The 20671-nt window shown below is 49.4% G+C and carries 17 protein-coding genes and 1 pseudogene; 10 read left to right on the top strand and 8 right to left on the bottom strand.

Annotated features, from left to right (window positions below; all coding sequences use genetic code 11):
* Positions 1–293: 293 nt before the first annotated feature.
* From F4X88_03690 to F4X88_03675, 4 genes and pseudogenes are all read right to left on the bottom strand, one after another.
* Positions 294–1433, bottom strand: coding sequence for an aldo/keto reductase (locus F4X88_03690; GenBank protein ID MYA55377.1), 1140 nt, complete (start codon positions 1431–1433; stop codon positions 294–296).
* 339 nt (positions 1434–1772) lie between these two features.
* A complete protein-coding gene (locus F4X88_03685) occupies positions 1773–2747 on the bottom strand; it encodes an RluA family pseudouridine synthase (GenBank protein ID MYA55376.1) in 975 nt (324 codons plus the stop codon).
* Between the two features lie 233 nt (positions 2748–2980).
* On the bottom strand, positions 2981–3394 hold the full coding sequence (locus F4X88_03680) for a HEPN domain-containing protein (GenBank protein ID MYA55375.1): 414 nt from the start codon (positions 3392–3394) through the stop codon (positions 2981–2983).
* A gap of 81 nt (positions 3395–3475) precedes the next feature.
* Positions 3476–3781, bottom strand: a pseudogene (locus F4X88_03675) (nucleotidyltransferase domain-containing protein).
* 226 nt (positions 3782–4007) lie between these two features.
* Between F4X88_03675 and truA the strand changes: the two are divergent.
* From truA to F4X88_03660, 3 genes are all read left to right on the top strand, one after another.
* Entirely contained in the window at positions 4008–4787 is a 780-nt protein-coding gene (gene truA / locus F4X88_03670; GenBank protein ID MYA55374.1) for a tRNA pseudouridine(38-40) synthase TruA, read from the top strand.
* Between the two features lie 186 nt (positions 4788–4973).
* Positions 4974–5987, top strand: a complete 1014-nt coding sequence (locus tag F4X88_03665; GenBank protein MYA55373.1) for an HD domain-containing protein — start codon at positions 4974–4976, stop codon at positions 5985–5987.
* 10 nt (positions 5988–5997) lie between these two features.
* Entirely contained in the window at positions 5998–6861 is an 864-nt protein-coding gene (locus tag F4X88_03660) for a phytanoyl-CoA dioxygenase family protein (GenBank protein ID MYA55372.1), read from the top strand.
* A 202-nt stretch (positions 6862–7063) separates the two neighbouring features.
* On the opposite strand, the gene F4X88_03655 is transcribed toward F4X88_03660, so the two are convergent.
* Positions 7064–8116: a Gfo/Idh/MocA family oxidoreductase gene (locus F4X88_03655; GenBank protein MYA55371.1), complete on the bottom strand. Its 1053-nt coding sequence runs from the start codon at positions 8114–8116 to the stop codon at positions 7064–7066.
* A 440-nt stretch (positions 8117–8556) separates the two neighbouring features.
* Here F4X88_03655 and murA point away from each other — a divergent pair, with 440 nt between their 5' ends.
* The 3 genes from murA to F4X88_03640 are packed head-to-tail and all read left to right on the top strand — an operon-like array spanning position 8557 to position 11931.
* Positions 8557–9837: a UDP-N-acetylglucosamine 1-carboxyvinyltransferase gene (gene murA / locus F4X88_03650; GenBank protein ID MYA55370.1), complete on the top strand. Its 1281-nt coding sequence runs from the start codon at positions 8557–8559 to the stop codon at positions 9835–9837.
* A 54-nt stretch (positions 9838–9891) separates the two neighbouring features.
* Entirely contained in the window at positions 9892–11190 is a 1299-nt protein-coding gene (hisD, locus tag F4X88_03645; GenBank protein ID MYA55369.1) for a histidinol dehydrogenase, read from the top strand.
* Positions 11191–11220: 30 nt separating this feature from the next.
* The gene (locus F4X88_03640; protein ID MYA55368.1) at positions 11221–11931 is read left to right on the top strand and encodes a DUF1028 domain-containing protein; all 711 of its coding nucleotides are present in this window, start codon (positions 11221–11223) and stop codon (positions 11929–11931) included.
* Between the two features lie 11 nt (positions 11932–11942).
* Here the strand turns inward: F4X88_03640 and F4X88_03635 are convergent, their stop codons facing one another.
* The gene (locus tag F4X88_03635; GenBank protein ID MYA55367.1) at positions 11943–12419 is read right to left on the bottom strand and encodes a hypothetical protein; all 477 of its coding nucleotides are present in this window, start codon (positions 12417–12419) and stop codon (positions 11943–11945) included.
* 22 nt (positions 12420–12441) lie between these two features.
* A complete protein-coding gene (locus tag F4X88_03630; protein MYA55366.1) occupies positions 12442–13215 on the bottom strand; it encodes an SDR family oxidoreductase in 774 nt (257 codons plus the stop codon).
* A gap of 245 nt (positions 13216–13460) precedes the next feature.
* Between F4X88_03630 and F4X88_03625 the strand changes: the two genes are divergently transcribed.
* From F4X88_03625 to F4X88_03615, 3 genes are all read left to right on the top strand, one after another.
* Positions 13461–15002, top strand: a complete 1542-nt coding sequence (locus F4X88_03625) for a PQQ-binding-like beta-propeller repeat protein (protein ID MYA55365.1) — start codon at positions 13461–13463, stop codon at positions 15000–15002.
* Between the two features lie 73 nt (positions 15003–15075).
* On the top strand, positions 15076–16011 hold the full coding sequence (locus F4X88_03620; protein ID MYA55364.1) for a serine hydrolase: 936 nt from the start codon (positions 15076–15078) through the stop codon (positions 16009–16011).
* A 19-nt stretch (positions 16012–16030) separates the two neighbouring features.
* A complete protein-coding gene (locus F4X88_03615; protein ID MYA55363.1) occupies positions 16031–16687 on the top strand; it encodes a hypothetical protein in 657 nt (218 codons plus the stop codon).
* 151 nt (positions 16688–16838) lie between these two features.
* On the opposite strand, the gene F4X88_03610 is transcribed toward F4X88_03615, so the two are convergent.
* Positions 16839–18464 (bottom strand): hypothetical protein, encoded by a 1626-nt coding sequence (locus tag F4X88_03610; GenBank protein ID MYA55362.1) that lies wholly within the window; start codon positions 18462–18464, stop codon positions 16839–16841.
* 309 nt (positions 18465–18773) lie between these two features.
* Here F4X88_03610 and F4X88_03605 point away from each other — a divergent pair, with 309 nt between their 5' ends.
* Positions 18774–20216, top strand: a complete 1443-nt coding sequence (locus F4X88_03605) for an RNA polymerase sigma factor (GenBank protein MYA55361.1) — start codon at positions 18774–18776, stop codon at positions 20214–20216.
* Positions 20217–20671: the final 455 nt, after the last annotated feature.

Raw genomic sequence — 20671 nt, 5'->3', positions numbered from 1 at the left:
GACAACGCTTGATGAAATCATAAAAGTGTATAACTAATTATGGGCTTTACTATAATCTCCTAAATCCCCCTTATCAGGGGGACTTTAAGAGGAACTGCGTAAGTCCTATTCAATCACCTAATACAGGTGAACTGACAGTTTTTCTCACCTACACCGTGCGCCTATGCGCTCCCTTAAGCAATCAACTGCTATATGCGGTTGGGAAACCGCATCTACCATGGTTGAAGAACTAATTCAAGAGATAGAAAATGAAAAAAGCACATACGTAAACCGCACCTATCTTAGTTGGAGCACTAAGCCGGTGGGGCGATGAGACGCACAAATGAACTCGACACCTCATCTAATTCCTGCCGAACGGCTGCATCCAACTCCCAACCAACACCACCGAGTGTATCGTCAAGTTGCTCAATCGTATCGCTACCACTAATTGCGACGGTGACCTCTGGATGCGATAACACCCACGCGACAGCAAGTTGTGCAGGTGTTTTATCCAACTCCGCTGCGAGTCGCTTAAGGGTTCGGATCACCTGTCCCGTCTCACCACGCATCCGCTGCGCGAATTCCTCACGTAAGCGTGTCTCCCACAACGTGCCTGCCGGAGGCGGTTCATCCGGTGCGTAGACCCCACTCAACAAACCCACGGCTAACGGGCTATAACACATAACGCCTAAGCCTTCCTCACGGACCAAGCCGAATAATTCGGTTTCCATATCCCGATTCAATAGGTTATACATGTTCTGAATACACATATAAGGCGTTGCGTTAATCCGATCGGCGATCCAGAGTGCTTTACACGCCTGCCACGCCTGATGATTACAACAGCCAATATAGCGCACTTTGCCTGAACGGACGAGATCGTCCATTGCGCGGACCGTCTCCTCCTGCGGCGTCGTTTCATCGGGGGCGTGGATGAGGTAGATATCAATATGGTCAGTGTTGAGGCGTTTCAAGGAACGTTCCACCTCTCGCATGATATGGTATCTCGACAACCCCTGATCGTTCGGACCTGGACCGATCTGGCTGAAAACCTTCGACGTAATTACTACGTCATCGCGTTTGCCCTGCATCGCTTTACCGAGAATCTCCTCAGAACGCCCGATGTTGGCGCGATCGTCCATCAGTCCATAGATGTTGGCACAATCGATGAGATTGATACCGGAATCAATGGCGTGTTCAACGAGCCTTTGGGCTTCATTCGCGTCGCCTTGACCTCTGAACCCTAAGCCTAAGGCAAGCGGACTCACCTTCACCCCTGCTTTTCCAAAATTCACATATTTCACAGATAGATTTCCTTTTCTATTTCTGATGAAGTTTACGCCTTCAATAGGGCAAACAACGCAATTATCGTAGAGACAATCGCGGTCCCGACTGCTATCCGACTCACCAAAGTCGCGCCAACCTCTGCCTTTCCCTCTAACTTCCCTCGAATCCAACTTATACCTTGTTCCAAAAACCCTATACGGGTTTCCAGAGCGTCAAACCTATGCTCAAATTTTTGATCCAGAGCGTCAAACTTCTTTTCAAACTTCTGATCCAGAGCGTCAAACCTATGCTCAAACTTCTGATCCAGAGCATCAAACTTCTGTTCAAACTTCTGATCCAGTCGCTCATATTTCTGTTCCAACCGATCAGATTTCTGCTCCAACCGTTCTAAGGTAGATAGCACACGTTCGCGAAAATCTTGATCTGACATTAGAAACCTCCTTTTCTACCTATGAGTATAGCATATATAGTAGAAACGAGACAAGTTGGGCTTTTGGCATTGAAATAGGCTATAGTGCTGCCTTTGGTCTGAACGCCTCCACAAGGCACTGCATATCAGGGGGCATCTCTGCTGAAAAAGTCAAGTGTTTCCCTGTTGCCGGATGCTCAAATCCGAGCAGGCGTGCATGCAATGCCTGACGTTTCAGTTGCAAGAGCATCTGTTTCAGTTCCGGCGTGTCGGCATCGTTCAAAGCCCGTTGTTCACCCCCATAGACAGCGTCTCCGACCACTGGATGCCCAATACCTTGCAGATGCACGCGAATCTGATGGAGGCGTCCGGTTTCCAATGTCAGTTGAACGAACGCGAATTGCGGATACCGCTCTAAAACCGCATAGTGCGTGACAGCGTGCCGTCCGCCTGTTTTAACCGTCGTCATCCGCCGTCGATCGCGTCGGCTCCGCGCAATTCGGGCATCAATTGTCCCACCGGTTTCCGTAGGCGCGCCACACACCACAGCGACGTATTGGCGCGTGATGCTATGCCGTTCAAATTGCGCGGAGAGTCCGCGATGCACCACATCCGTTTTCGCAACAACGAGCACCCCTGATGTCCCTTTATCCAGTCTGTGAACAATCCCCGGTCGCTCCACGCCTCCGATCCCCGAAAGGTCTGTGCAATGCGCCAGCAAAGCATTCACAAGCGTGCCAACATTCACCCCATTCGCAGGATGAACGAGCATACCCGCAGGTTTATTCAGAACGATTAAGTGGCTATCCTCGTGAAGAATGTCGAGTGAAATTTTCTCAGGTTTCGCAGTGTCCAGAGGGCGCGGCGGCGGGAGTCTCAAGGACACTGTGTCTCCGTCCCGCAACACATAACTCGGTTGTTTACCAACCTCACCATTGACGGTAACATTCCCATCGCGAATCAACCGTTGGAGATAGGTTCGAGATACACCTTCGGTTGCGTTGATAAGAAAACGATCGAGACGTGTCCCGCGCTGATCTTCTTGGATGTCATAGATTTGGGTTTCATTTTTCATCTCGAAATACCGATCTATCAGCGCAACTGATAACTGTAAATCGTTTTCACACAAGAATTTTCTACGTTCTTCAAACCGATTCGGATCAGAGATAAAGTCGGGGTAGTTGTGATCAAAGGTGGTTATTCATCAGATTCAGCAACTATAGTGGATCCGATCATTAATGAAACATTCTGTCGGGGTTAGAAATCCCTCCTACAGTATGTCTTGAGGCTTGAAATGTTTCTTTAATTCTAAACTTTACTATAATTGTCGCTTACTGAATCGGGAGGTAACCCCAACTGTCCCCGAACCGATTGACGAACTTGATCGCAGGTTTTCACAGCATGTTGGGCATCAGTAGCAGTCGCCGCTTTGCCCGGATAACGGAAATCCACCGCATGCTCAGAAATTGTCGAGAAATCGGCTTGCCAAACTTCCCAATTAGGAAACGTAGGGAGAATCAAATTCAGTAGTCTTTCTAAATCATGGGTTCTCGTAAAGGGAATATTCGCCTCTTGAAGCCACGCCTTGAGATACTTTTCAATACACTGCTGGGCATGGAAGCAGATGGCATCATGTATTGGACTTGAGGAGTGATAATTCTGGTGCATGATGGTATGATCACCCTCCGCCTTCTGGATCCATTCCACTGTCAATGGATTCATTGCATCCTTCTCCTTTTCCAACGTATCGGGGCAGGTAACCGAGTATCTCGCAAGTGCCCGTTGCAAGGGATCCGCAGTGCCGTAGAGGACCTCTCCCTTTTCGGTTATCTCTCGAAGAAACCAGTCATTATATGAGAGGCGATAGGCAATCTCTTCCGGTGACCGGACGAGTAAATCCATAGAGAAGCGATGAGGGATACGCCGTCTAATTTCAGACGCTTGGCGACGCGTCTCCGACTCCGGAATCGCCATCACAACGAGCAGATCCACATCTGAGTCCTCTGTAGGGGTACCATACCCATAAGAGCCAAAGAGGATCACTTGTAGCGGTGCAAATTCGCGCACAATGTCATCGCAAGTAGCTTGAATGTCTTGTCGATTGACCATAAATCATCCCTCCTATCATCACGACCTGTATTCGCCACTGCCTCTCACTGAAAATATAATAGCATATTGAGAAAGAAATTATCAAGTTCTTGATGGTGCGAAAAAAGGGACCTAAACAACCCTATTCAGGTTTCCAAACTTCACTTCACAATTGATTTGACACTTAATATAAGAATGTGATACCCTTTATTTATCAGACATCTATACCCTACAATAGGGTGGCACAATGCGAAATATCAAACTCGTGCTTGAATACGACGGCACGAACTATCACGGCTGGCAGACACAACCGAACGTGCCGACACTCCAAGATACCATCGAGGAAAGTTTGGCAAAGCTCACCAAAACCTCGATACGGATCATCGGGGCAGGGAGGACGGATACCGGTGTCCACGCAGAGGGACAGGTCGCCAATTTCCATACGGACTCACAGATACCCGTCGTCGCATTTCAGAAAGGACTCAACGCCCTGCTGCCTCGGGATATCGTTGTCTGTTCGGCAACAGAGGTGTCTCCTGAGTTTCACGCCCGTTTCAGCGCAACACGTCGGCGGTATCGCTACACGATTTTGAATCGGGAATACCCGAGCGCACTTCTGCGACAGACAAGTTACTACTTCTCAAGAGAAATTGACATCTCGCGAGCAAATGACCTTTGCCGAATGCTCATCGGCACACACGATTTTTCCTCCTTCCAAAAGGTAGGAAGTGATCGGATAAATCCTGTCTGTGAGATTTACGAGGCACACTGGTGGGAAAAAGAAGCCTACGTCTATTTCGAGATTGAAGCGGATTCGTTCCTGCGAGGTATGGTTCGCGCCATCACCGGCACTCTCTTGATTCTTAATAGCAAGTTTTGGAAACCTACACGCTGCGTTAAAAATACGAAATCCCAAGAGGCTGAGACACAACTTCGTCGTATTTTAGATGCCAGAGACCGAGCCGCAGCAGGAATGTCGGCTCCGGCACACGGATTATCCCTTATTGAAGTTAAATATAACGCCTGACGCGGATTTGGCAGATGGCAATTAGCAGTCAGTAATCAGTCGTCAGTAAAGAGGTCTTCGTCCCACAAAGACTTCCTCTTGAAATAGACGCAAAACCCGTAGCCCGTAATGTAGTGGAGGGCGGATATAAGCAACGCCCGTCAAAACCGAAACGCACGAACTTTAACCGCAAGGAAAAATTAAAAAATGAACTATAGCCAAGTCTTGAATGAGTTGGAAACCTTAGTTAATGAAACCTTCGCACTCTGGGAACACAACCGGGTCGGTTTCCAGTGGCGACACTATACATGGAACCACACCATGCGTGTGCGTGCGCTGGGCATGGAACTCGGTAAACGGGAAGGTGGAGACGTGAAGCTGCTGGAAGTCGCTGGCACCCTGCACGACATCACCAAACGCTACGACGGTATTATCTTGACGGACGACAACGGGCAACGGATTCTTGACCACAACGGATTCTGGTTAAACGAGACGCTCACTCCTGCGGGTCAGAACATCATTACCGAGCTTTACAACAAGCACAACCTCCACGGCAAGGTCCATCATGAATCCGGAGCGGTCATTACCGAGAATATCTTGGCGATGTACGATTTCGATTCAGATTTCGTCCAAGCCGCGACAGCCGTTGTCCTCGCACACCTAAAACCGATGAACCTCACAGCAGAGGATTTTAAACTGCTCTATAACAGGATCGAAAACCAAATCCTCTACGATGCGGACACAATGGACCCGAACGTCGGCTATACCGCGTTCTTCCGAAACATTCACATCCATTCGCATTTCGCACTACAACGTGGGAATTTTGACCTCGAAGATTACGTCCGGAATCTGCCCCGCTGGATTAATTCCAAACAGGAATTCGTCGATAAACTCCTAACAGAGTCTTCTCGCGAAGTCGCCCAAGCCCGACAGGACAGGAACCAGCATCTTTTCTTGCAAATGGTAGATGAATTAGACGACATGGAGATAAACCGTAAATACGGATTGTTGGGTGTGATTGAGTATTTCGTCAGTGAAAGTGAGGATCCTCACTTCCTGAACCAACTGAACCATTTGAAAAACGAGTGGCTCCCACAACGACAACAATGGCTCGCTGAAGAGGCGCAGGACGCATCGGCACGCGACCGTGCCCAAGTCGCAATTGATCGGGTTGACGATTTCCTGACCCTCATGACCCGCGAAAGTAACGGCGAAATTTAAGGAGTTTAACATGGATACCGCAACGACAAGCGAACAGGCAGACATCGCCCAAATCTCATACCCGCCCGACCTGTATCGATTTGACACGGCTGCCGAGGGGATTTCCGGTGGGTTTTCAGCCGTAACCGATGCAGACATCGAATACTTTCATCGAAACGGCTATCTCGTCATCAACGATGCCTTCAGTGCTGCCGAAATCGAGGACGCATTGGCAGGTATGATCCATCTCATGGACGGAAAGTGCCCCGATTTCCGAGCGATCCAATTCGAGCCGAAACTCGTCAAGCAGAAAAACACGCTGGAAGGTCAAGAGCGTCGGGATGCGATCCGGAAAATCTTCGGTTTTGTAGACTATGAACCGCGTCTGAACGCAATGGCAGCTCATGCAGGACTTCACAGTGTGCTGGAAAAAATGATGGGGGATACTTCTGAACTGTTCCAAGACATGGCACTTGTTAAGCCGCCGCGTCACGGATCAGAAAAACCGTGGCATCAGGATTTAGCCTATTTCAACTTACCGATGCAGACAACGGTTGTCGGCGTATGGATCGCTTTAGATGAAGCCACGCCTGAAAACGGATGCTTACACGTCATCCCGGGTTCAAATATCGAGGGACCGATGATCCATTTCAAACGCCGAGATTGGCAGATTTGCGATACGGATGTCCCTGTAGGGCGGGATACGATGGTTCCGCTTAAACCGGGTGGATGTCTTTTCTGGCACGGCTTGACGCATCACGGCAGCCCTGCCAACCAATCGGAACAGCGACGGCGAGCCTTACAACTCCATTATAAACCTGCGAGTGCGGGAGAGATTACAACACAGGAACGGATGGATGTTTACGGTAGCGAAGGGAAAGAGGTAGATTGCTAAGTAAAGACTGTCAACAACCAGCAAGAGAACGTTGTAAAGTATTCTAAAGCGTAAGAAATTTGCAAGTGTTCTAAAGTTAGAAAGTTAGGCAGTTGTCTTGAACTTTACAGACTTTAGAACACTTTACAGACTTTATAGACTTTAGGCACTTCCCAACTTCTGCCTGCTGAAAATCGATAGCCGACAACCGATAACCCTTCAACTACTTCTTTTCTTCTGGGAAGGGTGCCCGGATATCGTAGCGTCCCTCAACAAATACGGGTAACTTTCCACCTTCAACGAGAAGGTCCAGTGGGTTGGGGCGCGTTTTTAACGGGAACGTAACAACGTCTTGGAGACGCAACGATTCATAAATCGCCATCAAGATTTCTATCGTGCAAAGTCCATGTCTGCCAGCATTACGGTGTTCATCAACACTGCCTTCAATCCAGGCTAACATCTCATCAAATTGATTCGGCTCACCTTGGCGAGGTTCAACAACTTGCCAGCCTGCGGCTTTGCTGTTGAGCAATTCAATCGTTCCATTTTCACCCCGCCGGAGTTGCCCATCGTCCCCGTAGACGACATCGCCTCGGAGGACGGGTTCCGGTAAATCGCTTTCGTAGATACCGCGGATACCGTTCTCAAAGCAGATTTCCGCCATACACAGGTCTTCCGTTCTGACACGTCGCTCCCAACGATCGGTTTTGCGTGCGACCTGACCGATGAGCCATAACGGATCGGGATCACCGAGGATGTAGCGCATTTCGTCGATTTCATGGGTACCACGGTTCAAAAGTCCGTGTCCATCACGGCGGAGCATCGCCTGCGGCTGACCGATTGCCCCTTCTTGGATGAGTCGGCGTGCCTCACAATTCTGGGGACTGAAACGCCGCTGGTGTCCAACGACCAACTTTACATTGTGCTTGTCACAGGCATTCATCATGTCCTGTGCATCGCCAACGGAAGCCGACATCGGTTTTTCGGTAATAACGCCGCGGACTCCGTTCTCCGCAGCAGCGATCGTTGGTTCGGCACGGACGCTCTGCCACGTCGTAATACTAACGATGTCCAAATCCTCTTTCTCACACATTTCACCGAAATCGGTATAGTGAGTTGGGAGGGAGAACTCTTCTGCGAATTTTGCCGCGGATTCTGCGCTAATGTCCGAAGCCGTGACAACTTCGGCACGCCCGGTACTTGCCCAATTATTCGCATGGGAACGTCCCATGCCACCGCATCCAATAATGCCAATACGATATGTTTTGTCTGCCATCTGTCTCACCTTGTCCTCGTTTGTAACAGTAAAAATTTAAATGACTTCCCCGCCAGCAATAGGTAGGCTTAGAAACCCACCCAGCAAAGGCGATCGGTGTAGAAGCACATTTTAGCAAAAGTTCACCATCAAGGCAAGCGAATTGTGAGAAAAGCGAGAAATGCGAAACAGCGATTCAGGTTAATCGATCTCATCCGCTTTCAACAAAGTAACGGTTTGTAACAGCGCAACGCATTGTGCTTTGCATAAGTTCTGAAAAGTTCACTTACCTTTACAATTCGTCATAACTCACTAACATGTATCTTTTTTGACACAATCCTTAAAACCAAAAAGCCTTATATTATCAGAGTTTGTAACAAGTAACCGATTGGCATCGTTTATGCAGGTAGGGTTAGTATAACCCGCTATACTCGGCGACAAAAATTTGTAAGGAGACGGAAATGGAAAAATTAATCATTAAAGGTGGTACCCGACTCCAAGGAAGGATCCCCGTGAGCGGCTCCAAAAATGCAGTTCTGCCGATCGCTGTTGCCGCTGCGATCCTCGGCGATGGTGCCAGCATCCTTCACAATGTACCAAATTTAACAGACGTAAAAACCCTCAGTGCCGTATTGGAAGGACTCGGGGCAACAACAAAAACAAAAAACGACTCCCTCTATATTGAGCCAATAAACCACTTAGAATACGAAGCCCCTTACGAACTCGTGCGAAAAATGCGTGCATCTATCTATGTTCTCGGCCCGCTCGTGGCGAAATTAGGGAAGGCAAAAGTCTCATTCCCCGGCGGATGCGCCATTGGACCGCGCCCTATCGACTTGCATATCCGAGGCTTAGAGCATCTGGGTGCAGACGTTACAGTGGAACGCGGATACATCTATGCGCAAGCGGAACGGCTCGTTGGCACAGAGATGTATCTCATGGGGCAGCACGGACCCAGCGTCGGGGCAACTGCGAATGTTATGATGGCTGCCACCTTGGCTGAAGGCACCACGGTGATCCGAGGCGCAGCGTGTGAGCCCCATATCTCTGATCTCGCCCGTTTTCTCAATGCTATGGGGGCACATATAGAAGGTATTGGGACCTCTGTGCTGACGATTCACGGCGTTAAACAACTGCGCGGCACTGAACACACCGTCATCTCCGACGACATTGAGGCTGGCACCTTCATGGTCGCAGGTGCTATTACCAGAGGCGATGTTTATGTTGAAGGCATCACACCCCAACAAATTCCCGCCATATCAGAAAAACTCACTGAAGCAGGGGTCGAATTAGATTGGGATGACGAGGGGGTCCGCGTTACAACACCCCGTGAAATTAGAGGCATTGATGTCACGACAGAACCCTTCCCTGGTTTCCCGACAGATATGCAAGCACAAATCATGGGGCTGCTCTGCCTCGCCTCCGGGACCAGTATTATCACGGAAAACGTCCATACAGACCGCTACATTCATGCTGCGGAATTAAACCGGATGGGAGCCGACATCATGCTCGATGGTAGCAAGGCAGTGATTAATGGGGTCGGGAGACTCAGCGGTGCCCCGGTAATGGCGTCCGATCTGCGCGCAGGGGCTGTGCTTGTAGCAGTTGGAATGGCAGCACTCGGGGAAACCGTCGTATCACGGGTCTATCACATCGATCGTGGCTACGAATCCATCGAGGAAAAACTCAACAACATCGGGGCAAACATTAGAAGAGTCAACGACAACACCGAAGAAGTTTAACCCTTTTGGGTACCGCTCGTTGGTTTCCAAAAGCAGCGGAAGGATTATTGTAGAATGTTGAAAATCGTCGAGACAGGGACCCAAGAAGCCGAAGATTTTCTCTCAAAGTTGAAAGCGCGCGGTAAACTAACGGATGAAAGTATTTTAAAGACAGTCCGGCGGACTTTGAGTGATGTGCAAGCGGAAGGGGATAAGGCAGTTATCCGATATACACGCAAACTCGACGCGCCCCGTATCTCAGCAAAGGAGCTGAAAGTATCCCGAGAAGAATTTGGGGAAGCCTATTTAGAGGTCCCCTCTGAATTTATAGACGCAATCACACACGCCAGAACAAACATCGAAAAATTCCACGAGAAACAGTTACGAACTTCATGGATGTCAACAGAACCCAACGGTGTCCTGCTCGGACATCTGATCCGTCCGCTAAGACGTGTGGGTGTTCACATTCCAGCCGTCAGCCAACTCCTCGTCTCTTCATTGCTGATGAGCGTCATCCCTGCTACCGTTGCGGGTGTTGAAGAAATCGCCGCCTGTATCCCACCAATGCGAAACCGGGAGATAAACCCGTATATGCTGGTTGCCGCCGCAGAATGCGGTATCCAAGAGATCTACAAATGCGGCGGTGCACAAGCCGTTGCGGCGATGGCGTATGGCACTAAGACCATCCCACCCGTCGATAAAATCGTGGGCCCGGGGAACCTCTATGTCCAATTTGCCAAGAAAGAGGTTTATGGGCATGTCGATATAGACAAATTAGCGGGTCCCAGCGAAATCCTCGTGATCGCAGACAGCACGGCTGACCCGGATTACGTCGCTGCAGACCTCATCTCACAAGCAGAACACAAGGCTGATTCCGCCGCAATCCTCATTACCCCTTCACTTGGGTTCGCGGAACAGGTCAAATCAGCGATCGAGGTTCAGAGGGAGTCTTTACCGCGCCGCGACGAACTTACAGCGGCATTTGCGAACTTCGGTGCCGCGCTTATCACCGCAAATCTATCCGAGGCGTTCACCCTCGCCAACGAAATCGCACCCGAACACCTTGAACTTCACATTGAAAACCCATTGGATCGGCTCGGGGACGTGCATAACGCTGGTGCCATCCTCATGGGTCCCTATTCACCAGAAGCCGTTGGGGATTACATCGCGGGACCGAACCATGTCTTGCCCACAGGGACAGCCGCTCGTTACGCCTCGCCCCTCGGCGTTGACGATTTCCTCAAGAAATCGAGTCTCATCTCATACACCAAAGCGGCTTTAGCGGAAGTCACACCCGCAGTCGTTAAACTGGCTGAGGTTGAAGGCCTCGAAGGGCACGCCGCGGCGATGAAGATCCGATTTGAAGACGACTGAGTCCCTCTGTTCCGATAGGAGATCCATCAAATGCTGTTCATTCCCCTGAGTCTACTGTTCCACCTTTCCGAACCCGACACATCCCGTGAAAAATTTGTTCTACCGCCTATCGCGACGTTCTCAATTGTCGGGTATGACGCAGAAACCGGCGCGCTTGGCATCGCTGTGCAATCCAAATTTTTCGCCGTTGGCTCGGTTGTCCCGTGGGCAGCGGCAGGGGTTGGCGCGATTGCAACCCAATCTTGGGCAAATACGACCTTCGGGCCGAACGGTTTAAAACTTCTCAAAAGCGGACTCTCCGCTGAACAGACTTTGGCACGTCTCATCGCAGAGGACCCGGGACGTGCCACCCGGCAGGTCGGAATCGTGGATGCGCAAGGCAACATTGCTAACTATACAGGCGATGAATGCAACGCGTGGGCAGGTGCCGTTTCAGGGAAACATTACACAGCACAAGGCAACATCCTCGCGAGTGAAGAAGTCGTCAAAGCGATGGGCAAAACGTTCGAGGCAACAGAGGGTGAACTGGCGGACAGATTAATGGCGGCACTTTTCGCAGGACAAGCAGCAGGCGGGGACGCGCGCGGACAACAATCCGCCGCCCTGCTCGTCGTTCAAGAGGGTAGCGGCTACGGCGGCTTCAACGACCGATACATCGATCTACGGGTGGACGATGCCGAAAAACCGATCGAAGAACTCCAACGGTTATTGGAGATTCACAAGCAATTGGTCCCCCGGTAATCCGAGCGGCTTCATCTACACCGCGATGACGACTCTGAATCAGAGACTTCCACCGACTCATCCAATACAAACAACGGACGCTTAAAGCGTGAACGAATGCCGTTTGCGGTCGTTAAGATGGCTGGCAACTGTATAATCCGCCGTTCCACCCGCCGCTTTCCCGGAAGATCGCTGATGATAATCCCGATCAGTATCGTCAAAACACCTTGTCCGGGTAAGGGTATCTGGATAATCCCTACAATAACAAGAAGCACCGCAAATAGATTTTTTAAGAACTTGAGACCTATCCGCAAAACGGGGTGTTTGATGCGGCTCGCCTGTCCAGTCGGTAAGAAATAGTTGGAAGGTAAGTAAGCAATCACCAGCGTGCAAAAGAGGAGGCTCACGATAAAACTCGTGACAGAGACAGAGATTAGCATCACTCCATGCCCTTTTAGCCATTCAAAGAGAACGAAACAGGAAGTTTTTAACGGTTCAATAAATCCCAAAAAGTCTTCTCCTCCTCACAATTCATCGACGCGAAACAGCTCCCCCGTCAACAGTCATAATATCGCCACTGATATAGGCGGCTTCATCAGAGGCAAGAAACAACACTGCCCCGATATAGTCCCAGACGGTTGCCCCGCGTTCAAGCGGCGGCAGGTCGGGTGAAGCGGGTGGTAAATCCGGGAGCGTGTCATCTTCAGGAAGATTCCGTGAAGCGTTCATACCGGTGGGTGCCCCGCCTCCCGGTGCAACGGCATTTACGGTGATACCGTGCGGACGGAGTTCGAGTGCGAGGCTCCGTGTGAGTCGATTCAGCGCAGCTTTACTTACACAATAACTCAAAACCCCCACGTGAGATTCCTCGGCAAAAATAGAGGAGTTGTTAATAATGCGCCCTCGGATGCCCTGCTGAATCATCACCTCAGCGACCGCCTGTGCACAGAGCAGGCATCCCTTCACGTTCACCGCCATGACCCTGTCAAAGTGGTCTGGTGTCACTTCAAACAAGGGCTGCCTACCGAGAATCCCGGCGTTATTGAAGAGAATATCAATCCGTTTAAATGTCTTCACGGCGATCTCTATGGCTTCCTGGACCTCTTCCGGCAGGGTGACATCTAACGGAACAGCAATAGCCTTTCCACCCTCGGCGCGGATCTCGGCGGCTACAGCCGCTGCCCTTCTACCCCCGGCGACCACGACAGATGCCCCTTCACGGGCGAACGCCAAACACGCCGCTCTCCCAATACCTAAGGGTCCACCGCCCCCTGTTACGAATGCAACCTTGTTCTCAAAACGCATCCTGTTCTCCCTTCCGCACAGAATTCCTATAATCCTAAAACACACCCTCTAATATTTTATCATAACGTCCTTTCCTTATGCAAAGTTTCACACGATTTAGATCGCGAAAAACGCTCGCATCCCAGGCCCCTACGAATTTCCTTGACAAACCTTAATGAAAGACACTATTATAGTTAGTATAATCGTGTAAAATCTTCAAAATTTAGGCGTAATCTTACGTTTCATGAAGGAAAGGAACTCTCACAGTGGAAAACACTCCAAAATCGATCCGCTGGTGGCCTCTCTGGGTTGTCGTTGGTTTAGCCATTTTAGGCACGCTGGTGACATGGATTTTTGACGCGGGTCATCGTCAAGACAGGATTCTCTTAACCACCACAATTGTCATCGGCACAGTCATTTTGGGCATATTATGGTTGTTATTTCTCTCTGAAATGAGATGGCGCCTGAAATCCGTTGTGCTTGCGGCGCTCGTTTTGATCGGTTTTCTCGGGACCAACCTATTGGAGTTCAAAGGATTCAGCGGCGACCTTGTCCCGATATTTGAATGGCGTTGGCAAGAGCGACAAACGACCTTCCTATCGCGTTCTGAAATCGCGTCGAATTCCCAAATATCCGCAACCGACTATCCACAATTCCTCGGACAGAACCGAAACGGAGTCATATCTACGACGCAGTTAAACCTGGATTGGGAAAACTCTCCACCGCAGTTAGTATGGCGGCGACCTGTCGGCGCGGGTTGGTCAGGTTTCGCAATCGCCGGCAATTCCGCAATCACACAAGAACAGGAAAACGATATGGAGAAAGTGGTCTCCTATGAACTATACACGGGCGACGTAAAGTGGAGTCATCAAGATTACGCCAGATACGACACCCCCCCCGCTGGACTCGGACCGCGAGCAACCCCCACGATTTCAGGAAATAGGGTTTACACCGTGGGTTCAACAGGGATCCTTAACTGCCTCGACCTTGAGACGGGAGAACAACTCTGGACAACGAACATCTTTGAAGAACACGATGCAGAAGCACCCCCTTGGGGCGTAAGTATTTCGCCACTTGTTTTCGGAGAACTCGTTGTCGTCAGTGCTGGCGGTGCGGTTGCCTATCATAGAGAGACTGGCGAAGTCGTTTGGATAGGCTACAGAACTCAGAGCGGGTACAGCTCCCCCTTCCTCACGACGTTAGCGGGTGTCGAACAGATTGTGCTTTTTAATCAAGGACTCGTTACCGCGCATGAACCCTTGAGCGGTGAACTCTTATGGCAGCAACCGTGGCCCACCGCCGTCGAATGTGTTTCGCAGCCGGTCCCGCTACCTGATGATAAACTCCTCGTCTCAAGCGGTTACGGGGTCGGTGCTAAATTATTTCAAATTTCTCGTAACCCAACCCGTGAATTCAACGTATCTACTATATGGGAGACTATATATCTAAAAGCCAAATTCACCAACATAGTTTATCACGAAGGCTACCTGTATGGGTTAGACGATGGGATTTTTGCCTGTATAAACCCAGCCGATGGCACACGTCAATGGAAACGCGGTAGATACGGACACGGGCAGACGCTTCTGATCTCCGAAGTTCTCCTCGTTTTGACCGAATCCGGCGAAGTTGTACTCGTAGACACGAATCCGAACGAGCATATAGAACACGCACGTTTCGCGCCACTTAAGGGTAGAACTTGGAACACACCCGCTCTCGCGGGGGATTACCTCCTCGTCCGAAACGATCGTGAGGCGGCGTGTTATCAACTACCGACTCTGAATACGGATATTAATTCCAGCACTGAGTAATTCACGACTCAGATGTCCTCTTGCACTCATAGATAAAACCTCCTCCACCCGTTGGAAAAAAAAAGGCGATAGAATGTTTAGATACATACGAACATTATACCCTTTCCTCATCTGTTGTAGTGTCGCGCTCCTATTTCCGATAGGTAGCGCGGTAGCGGGAGAATATTGGAGTGTCCCAAGTAAAATCCGAGGAACGATCGATTCACCTTTGGAGGCGACTTTTGAACTCTATATCAAAAACAAGCGGAATCGTCGCGTCCTTTCAACAACCGATCGGACGAGTTTCGTCGTCTACGATATCTCAAAAAATAAAAAACTGGTGTCCATCAACGAAGATCGGCAGATGATGGCAGCTTCTCTGATTAAGAACTTCGTTATGCTTGCCTACTTTCATGAAGTTAAACACGGACGCCAAGCACACACGAATACAAATCGGGGACACCTGAGAGCGATGATCCAGGTGAGCTCAAACCTATCAACCAACTACTTTATTCGGTTACTCGGTGGACCCGCACGCGTGGACCGGATACTACGCTCCAATTATCCCTATTTTAAACAGACCCGGATTGTCGAATACATACCCGCCGGCGGACGGACTTACAGAAATATGACCTCCGCTCGTGATATCAGCACGTTCTTTTTGCGGTTATGGCACGGGCGACTCCCGTATTCCCAGAAAATGAAGTGGTATTTCAAACTCAAAAACGGAGATTATATCTTTAAAAAAACCTACATCCCATCATGGGTGGCGGTTTATAACAAAACCGGCACTGTCTACGGGTTGGTAGGAGACGGCGGCATATTGGTGCTCCGAGACCCACAAGGAAAATCGAGACCTTATGTTTTTGTTGGGCTCATGGAGGACAGAACCAAAACAACCTACAGAAACCGCTGGCAGTCCTTTGCGAATTGGAGAAATCAGCGCACCTTTATTTTGCGACGGCTCTCAGAACGCGCCTATAAGTACATCTATGAAAACCACTACGGCGGTAGACTCGTCCGTCGCTAATCGCTGTGAGGGCATCCCTATGCGACGTGTTGTTGACATCGGCAGACGTATTGAACTCATACCCATGGATCCACACTTCCACGATATCACCATTGGGCTCTATCGCCAGCAAATTGCCGATGCAGCGACGGGGATGACATTCCCTGCTTTTCTTCTTCATACCTATAGCCAAATCACGGGTGCAACCGATCGGATTCAGGAAGTTGTGCAAGCGATGCAAATACTCGGTGGCATGCTAACCACCGCCGAGGGTTTGCTCTATTTCCCTTGTAAAGACGCTCACGAATTCGCCTGTCGTCGCGTTTTCTTGGAGGCATGCAAACTCGCATCAGACACCCGCGCCGAACCACGCCCTTTAAACATACTGGATAGGAAATCCAAACTTACCATCACCGTCGATTCAATAGGAAACGGCACGTATCAGGTAAGCGCAAACGGCGAAGGCAGAGGCGCGGCACGACGGATCTCTGCGATCGCTGGTGGCTTGATGAAATTAGGCGAAATGGAAAGCGTCGAAACCGGTAGCAAGGATACCGTTCGCTTTGCCTGTGGACACTCCCACGATGCCCTTATCGGACTCCTATTAATCCGTGCTCCGAACGTCAGGATCACCCTGCGCGAAGAGGAGATGAGTGCGTCACGCGGGGTCTTATCTGCCCCAAGCCAACAGACCTAAAGATCGGAAAATCGGACATCTCTATCACCTCCAACTCTTTTTGCAGCAGGACTTACACAAAATAAGGCATTCCGTCTATTACGATGGTAAGATCCGTAGATGTCCGTGTGAGTTAGCGCCCCTCCATGGAAACCCAAACTGACAGTTTATGCTACAAAAGTGCCGTCCTTGTCTGTCCAGATATCGGGGTGTTTGAGGGTGCTGCTTGTATGACCGGAATGACATAACTTCGAATACGCACGCCCTGCACGGTTTGCGTTTCTACGCGGGGTTCCGGGTTTCGGCGGTGATCGAACACGACGTAATAGCCTTGCGTCACGCCTTCCAACCTGAGATACGCCGCCAACTGCCGTTTACCTGCCTGATAAGACCGATCCCCTTCCCAAATCTTTGTTTCAACGATATATTTTCGCCCATTGTGTAGGAGCAGGAGGTCCATCCTGCCGCGGCCTGTTTGGACCTCAAGGAACATATCACCGCGTACGATGCGGACAAAGGTGTCCAGATAGGCGTAAAGCAGATGCTGTCCAACGTATTCTTGCGGCGTGTCTGGGACTTGGAGGATCCTGAATCCTGCGCGTGCGATGAACGCCTGAAAGTTATCAAGGAGGGCCCCCATTTCAATCACGCCGTCCGGAGTCAAGTAATCAACAAAATCATCACCGTTTTCTTCAGAGAAGTATTCATCCTCCAATCCATTAAACAACGGTTTGAAGGCTTGCAAAATGCGATGTTGATAGATCGGATTTATGATTTCACACATTCCGTCAGTACTTTTCGCGATGATTCCATACATAGCAAGTTCGGCGATAATTTCATCGTCTGGATTGAAACGCAACCCTCTCTCATAAGAGGTGATTCTCATGAGGACGCTTTCAAACCGACGGTCCCTACGGATATTGGTAAGTAGATGACTCATGTTAGTGTTCCCTTCCTCAAGGAGTTGCGTGTGTGCCTTTGAGAAGTGTGCCATCGTAATCGTCTCCGTTTTGGGGATGTTGAGTTCCGTTGTCAAAATCTGCGCGGCGCGGTTAATAAGAAAAGGCTGTCCAGCGGTCTGTTTGTGCAATATCTCAATGACCTCTGGGGCAAAGGGTTGTCCGGCTTCCTCCGTATACTGTGCGAGGAGTTCACCAACCTGTTCGCGGGTGAAGTTTGGCACGACGAACTCATCTTGGATATTGAAGGGTGAAATAGAATCATCATAGTTGAGCTGCCTGATATTCTTAACACCGACGATGCCAACGCTGTGCGGACAGTGAAATTCCTCGGAGAGATAGATATAGCGGAGGGCGTACAGAAAATCACTCACAATCGCCTCAGGAATACCATCAAATTCATCAATGAAGAGGACAACCCTCTGATATCCTAAGAGGCTCCCCAACTGTTCAAAGAACGTCATCATTGAAAAGTGATCGGTGAGGGATGTATTTTCCATGAGTTGCGTGAGTGCTGCAGGCGGCACCTCGCCGCGTTTTTGGAAAACGAATTGGATTTGCCTGTGCATCATATAGGACAGCTGCGCGTAAAAAGTGGCAGGTGCGGCGTTGCGCTGGATTTGGAAATCGAGTTGAATCGGGAAATAGGAGGGGTCTTTAGTTGTGAGTGTGGCAAGTGCCGCTCGAAAGAAAGTTGTTTTTCCTGTCTGCCGGGGTGCGAAGATGACGATGTATTTTCCATTCTTGATGCGTTCGATAAAATCAGCGGTTTCCTTAGAACGTCTGACAATATAGTTATCGTGGGGATTGACAGGTCCCTGTGTTCCGAAAGTCCTCATCGGTTTCTCCTCCTTGTGGAAGCGTTGCTCTCTTTAGTATACCAGAAGGTGTCGGAGGTGTCAAGATTTACACTGCTTGTTTTCGTGTAGGAGCGATCCGCAATCCACACTTCCTTGAAACCTAACACTATTTTTTCAAAATTGCTCACCCGTAAAATTTAAAAAAATCTGATATTTTTTTTGTTTAATGTAACCTTTTGCGTAAAAATTTTGTCTTTAATAGTGTCATAGCACAATTGTGTGAACTGTGTTGCCTTTCATACAGCCCAAGACTCCGTGCCTCATCGAAGGCTCCAGTTGAATCCATTTATGAGGGAGAACTCCGTGGAAAGAGAAGACGATGCCCAGTTAGTTCATGTCGTTTTGTCAGGCGATGATACAGCATTCAACATGTTAGTTGAAAAATACCAAAAAAGCGTTCATGCCCTCGTGTGGGGGAAGATCGGTGATTTTCACTATGCGGAAGAACTTACACAAGATACCTTCCTCCGCGCGTATCAAAAGCTTCCAACCCTGAGGAATCCGAGCAAATTTTCTAGGTGGTTGTATGCCATTGCGAATCGGCTGTGTCTGAATTGGCTACACAAACAAAAACCTGCGAAGCAAATGCAATCGTTGGAGGACACACCTGTGGCAGAAGTAGCGAAATCTGATTATGAATATTACGTATCCGAACAGCGCGAGACAGAAGCAACCGAACATCGTTTTGAAATCGTCAAAAAACTTTTGGCAAAATTGCCGGAGCGTGAACGGACGGTGATAACGCTTCATTATCTCGGTGAAATGACGATGAAGGAGATTAGCAGATTCCTGGGGGTGTCCGTGGAGACGGTAAAGGTTCGGCTGTATCGTGCCCGAAAACGGTTACAAGAAGAGGAAGAACCCTTCATCCAAGAAGTTCTCGGTGGCGTACAGATATCATCAAGTCTAAAGCAGAACATCATGCAAAAAGTTGTTGACATGAAACCGACACCTTCTTCAAAAATGGAACCGTTCTTGCCGTGGGTAGCGATTGGAACTGCTGTGGTTGTAGCAACCCTATTGATCCTCAGTGTCGGCAACCGCTACCTTCCACATCTTCAGAAACTTTACACTGTTTACTTTATGCGCAATGCTGAAGACCCAAAAGATGAAACGGGTTTCGCTCCTGATTTTACCATAGATGCCCAGAGTTTCACTCCTGATTTTACCCTAACATTCAGAACCTATAGGAGTGGTACTGATCTTTTAAACGCCCTGATCGAAGAAAAATGTAAGATCAGTCCATGGTCGATACAAGCCCTTAAAAACCCGGATTTTCCGGTGATGGCAGCGGAGATAACGGTTGATATCGTTGTTGTTTCTATGCTGGAGATGGGGTTTGCTGAGGATGCGCTCGTCCCCCTTGGTACCATTTATAATCGCGCAAGACAGATGGGGCTCGAAACGTGCCCTGTTGAAACTGCGGTGCAGCTGCGTCTGCAATTTATCGACCAGCCACACTATACACCACACTGGATAACCAAGGAGCGGCTGGGAGAATTTTTTGTAGCGAGTGAACCGTTTGTTCTGACTCCTGATGGCGTCCCAAAGATTTTCAGTGTCGTGCGGGATGATAAATACCCGCATCCTGAAACCGGTATCGGTCTATGGCTGATTTCAAATGTTACCGTTGATGCCAAAGATGAAGCACGTCCCGACAGACTGTTTAATGCATCCGATCCTGAAGGGGATGACCTCAGCGGTCGTTTTGCATTCGTTGTTCCGAAATAGATCGGACACAGTTCTTCGTCAGAGACGGAGACTAACCTACAGCGAAGAGGGATCAAGCAGAACATCGAAATTATGGGACAATTGAATGCCTCTGTGACAAAAATATCAGAGCGTTTACCCTATCAAAAGTTTTTCAAACACTCAAATGGAGAAATTCTTATGAAACAGGACTTACGCAAATTGGGCAAAAAACAGTGTATTTCCGTGGTTTAACCCCCTAAAGAATCAGAATCAGAATCAACGGTATGAAGTCCGTATGGACTTCCCCGGGTATGAAGTCCGTATGGACTTCCCCGGGTATGAGGTCTCCCGTGTGGGCTTCCCCGCCCCTTATCAGGGGGACTTTAAGAGAAAATGCGTAAGTCCTAACAGAAATGAATATAAAGGAGATAAATTGATGAATAACGTGAGTTTGATAAAAGTTTAGTCTTTAGAAAAGCACGGGTAAATCGTTG

The organism is Candidatus Poribacteria bacterium, assembly GCA_009839745.1.
Lineage (GTDB): Bacteria > Poribacteria > WGA-4E > WGA-4E > WGA-3G > WGA-3G.
Note: the sequence above shows the minus strand (reverse complement) of the source record. Positions and strands in the feature narration are given on the sequence as shown.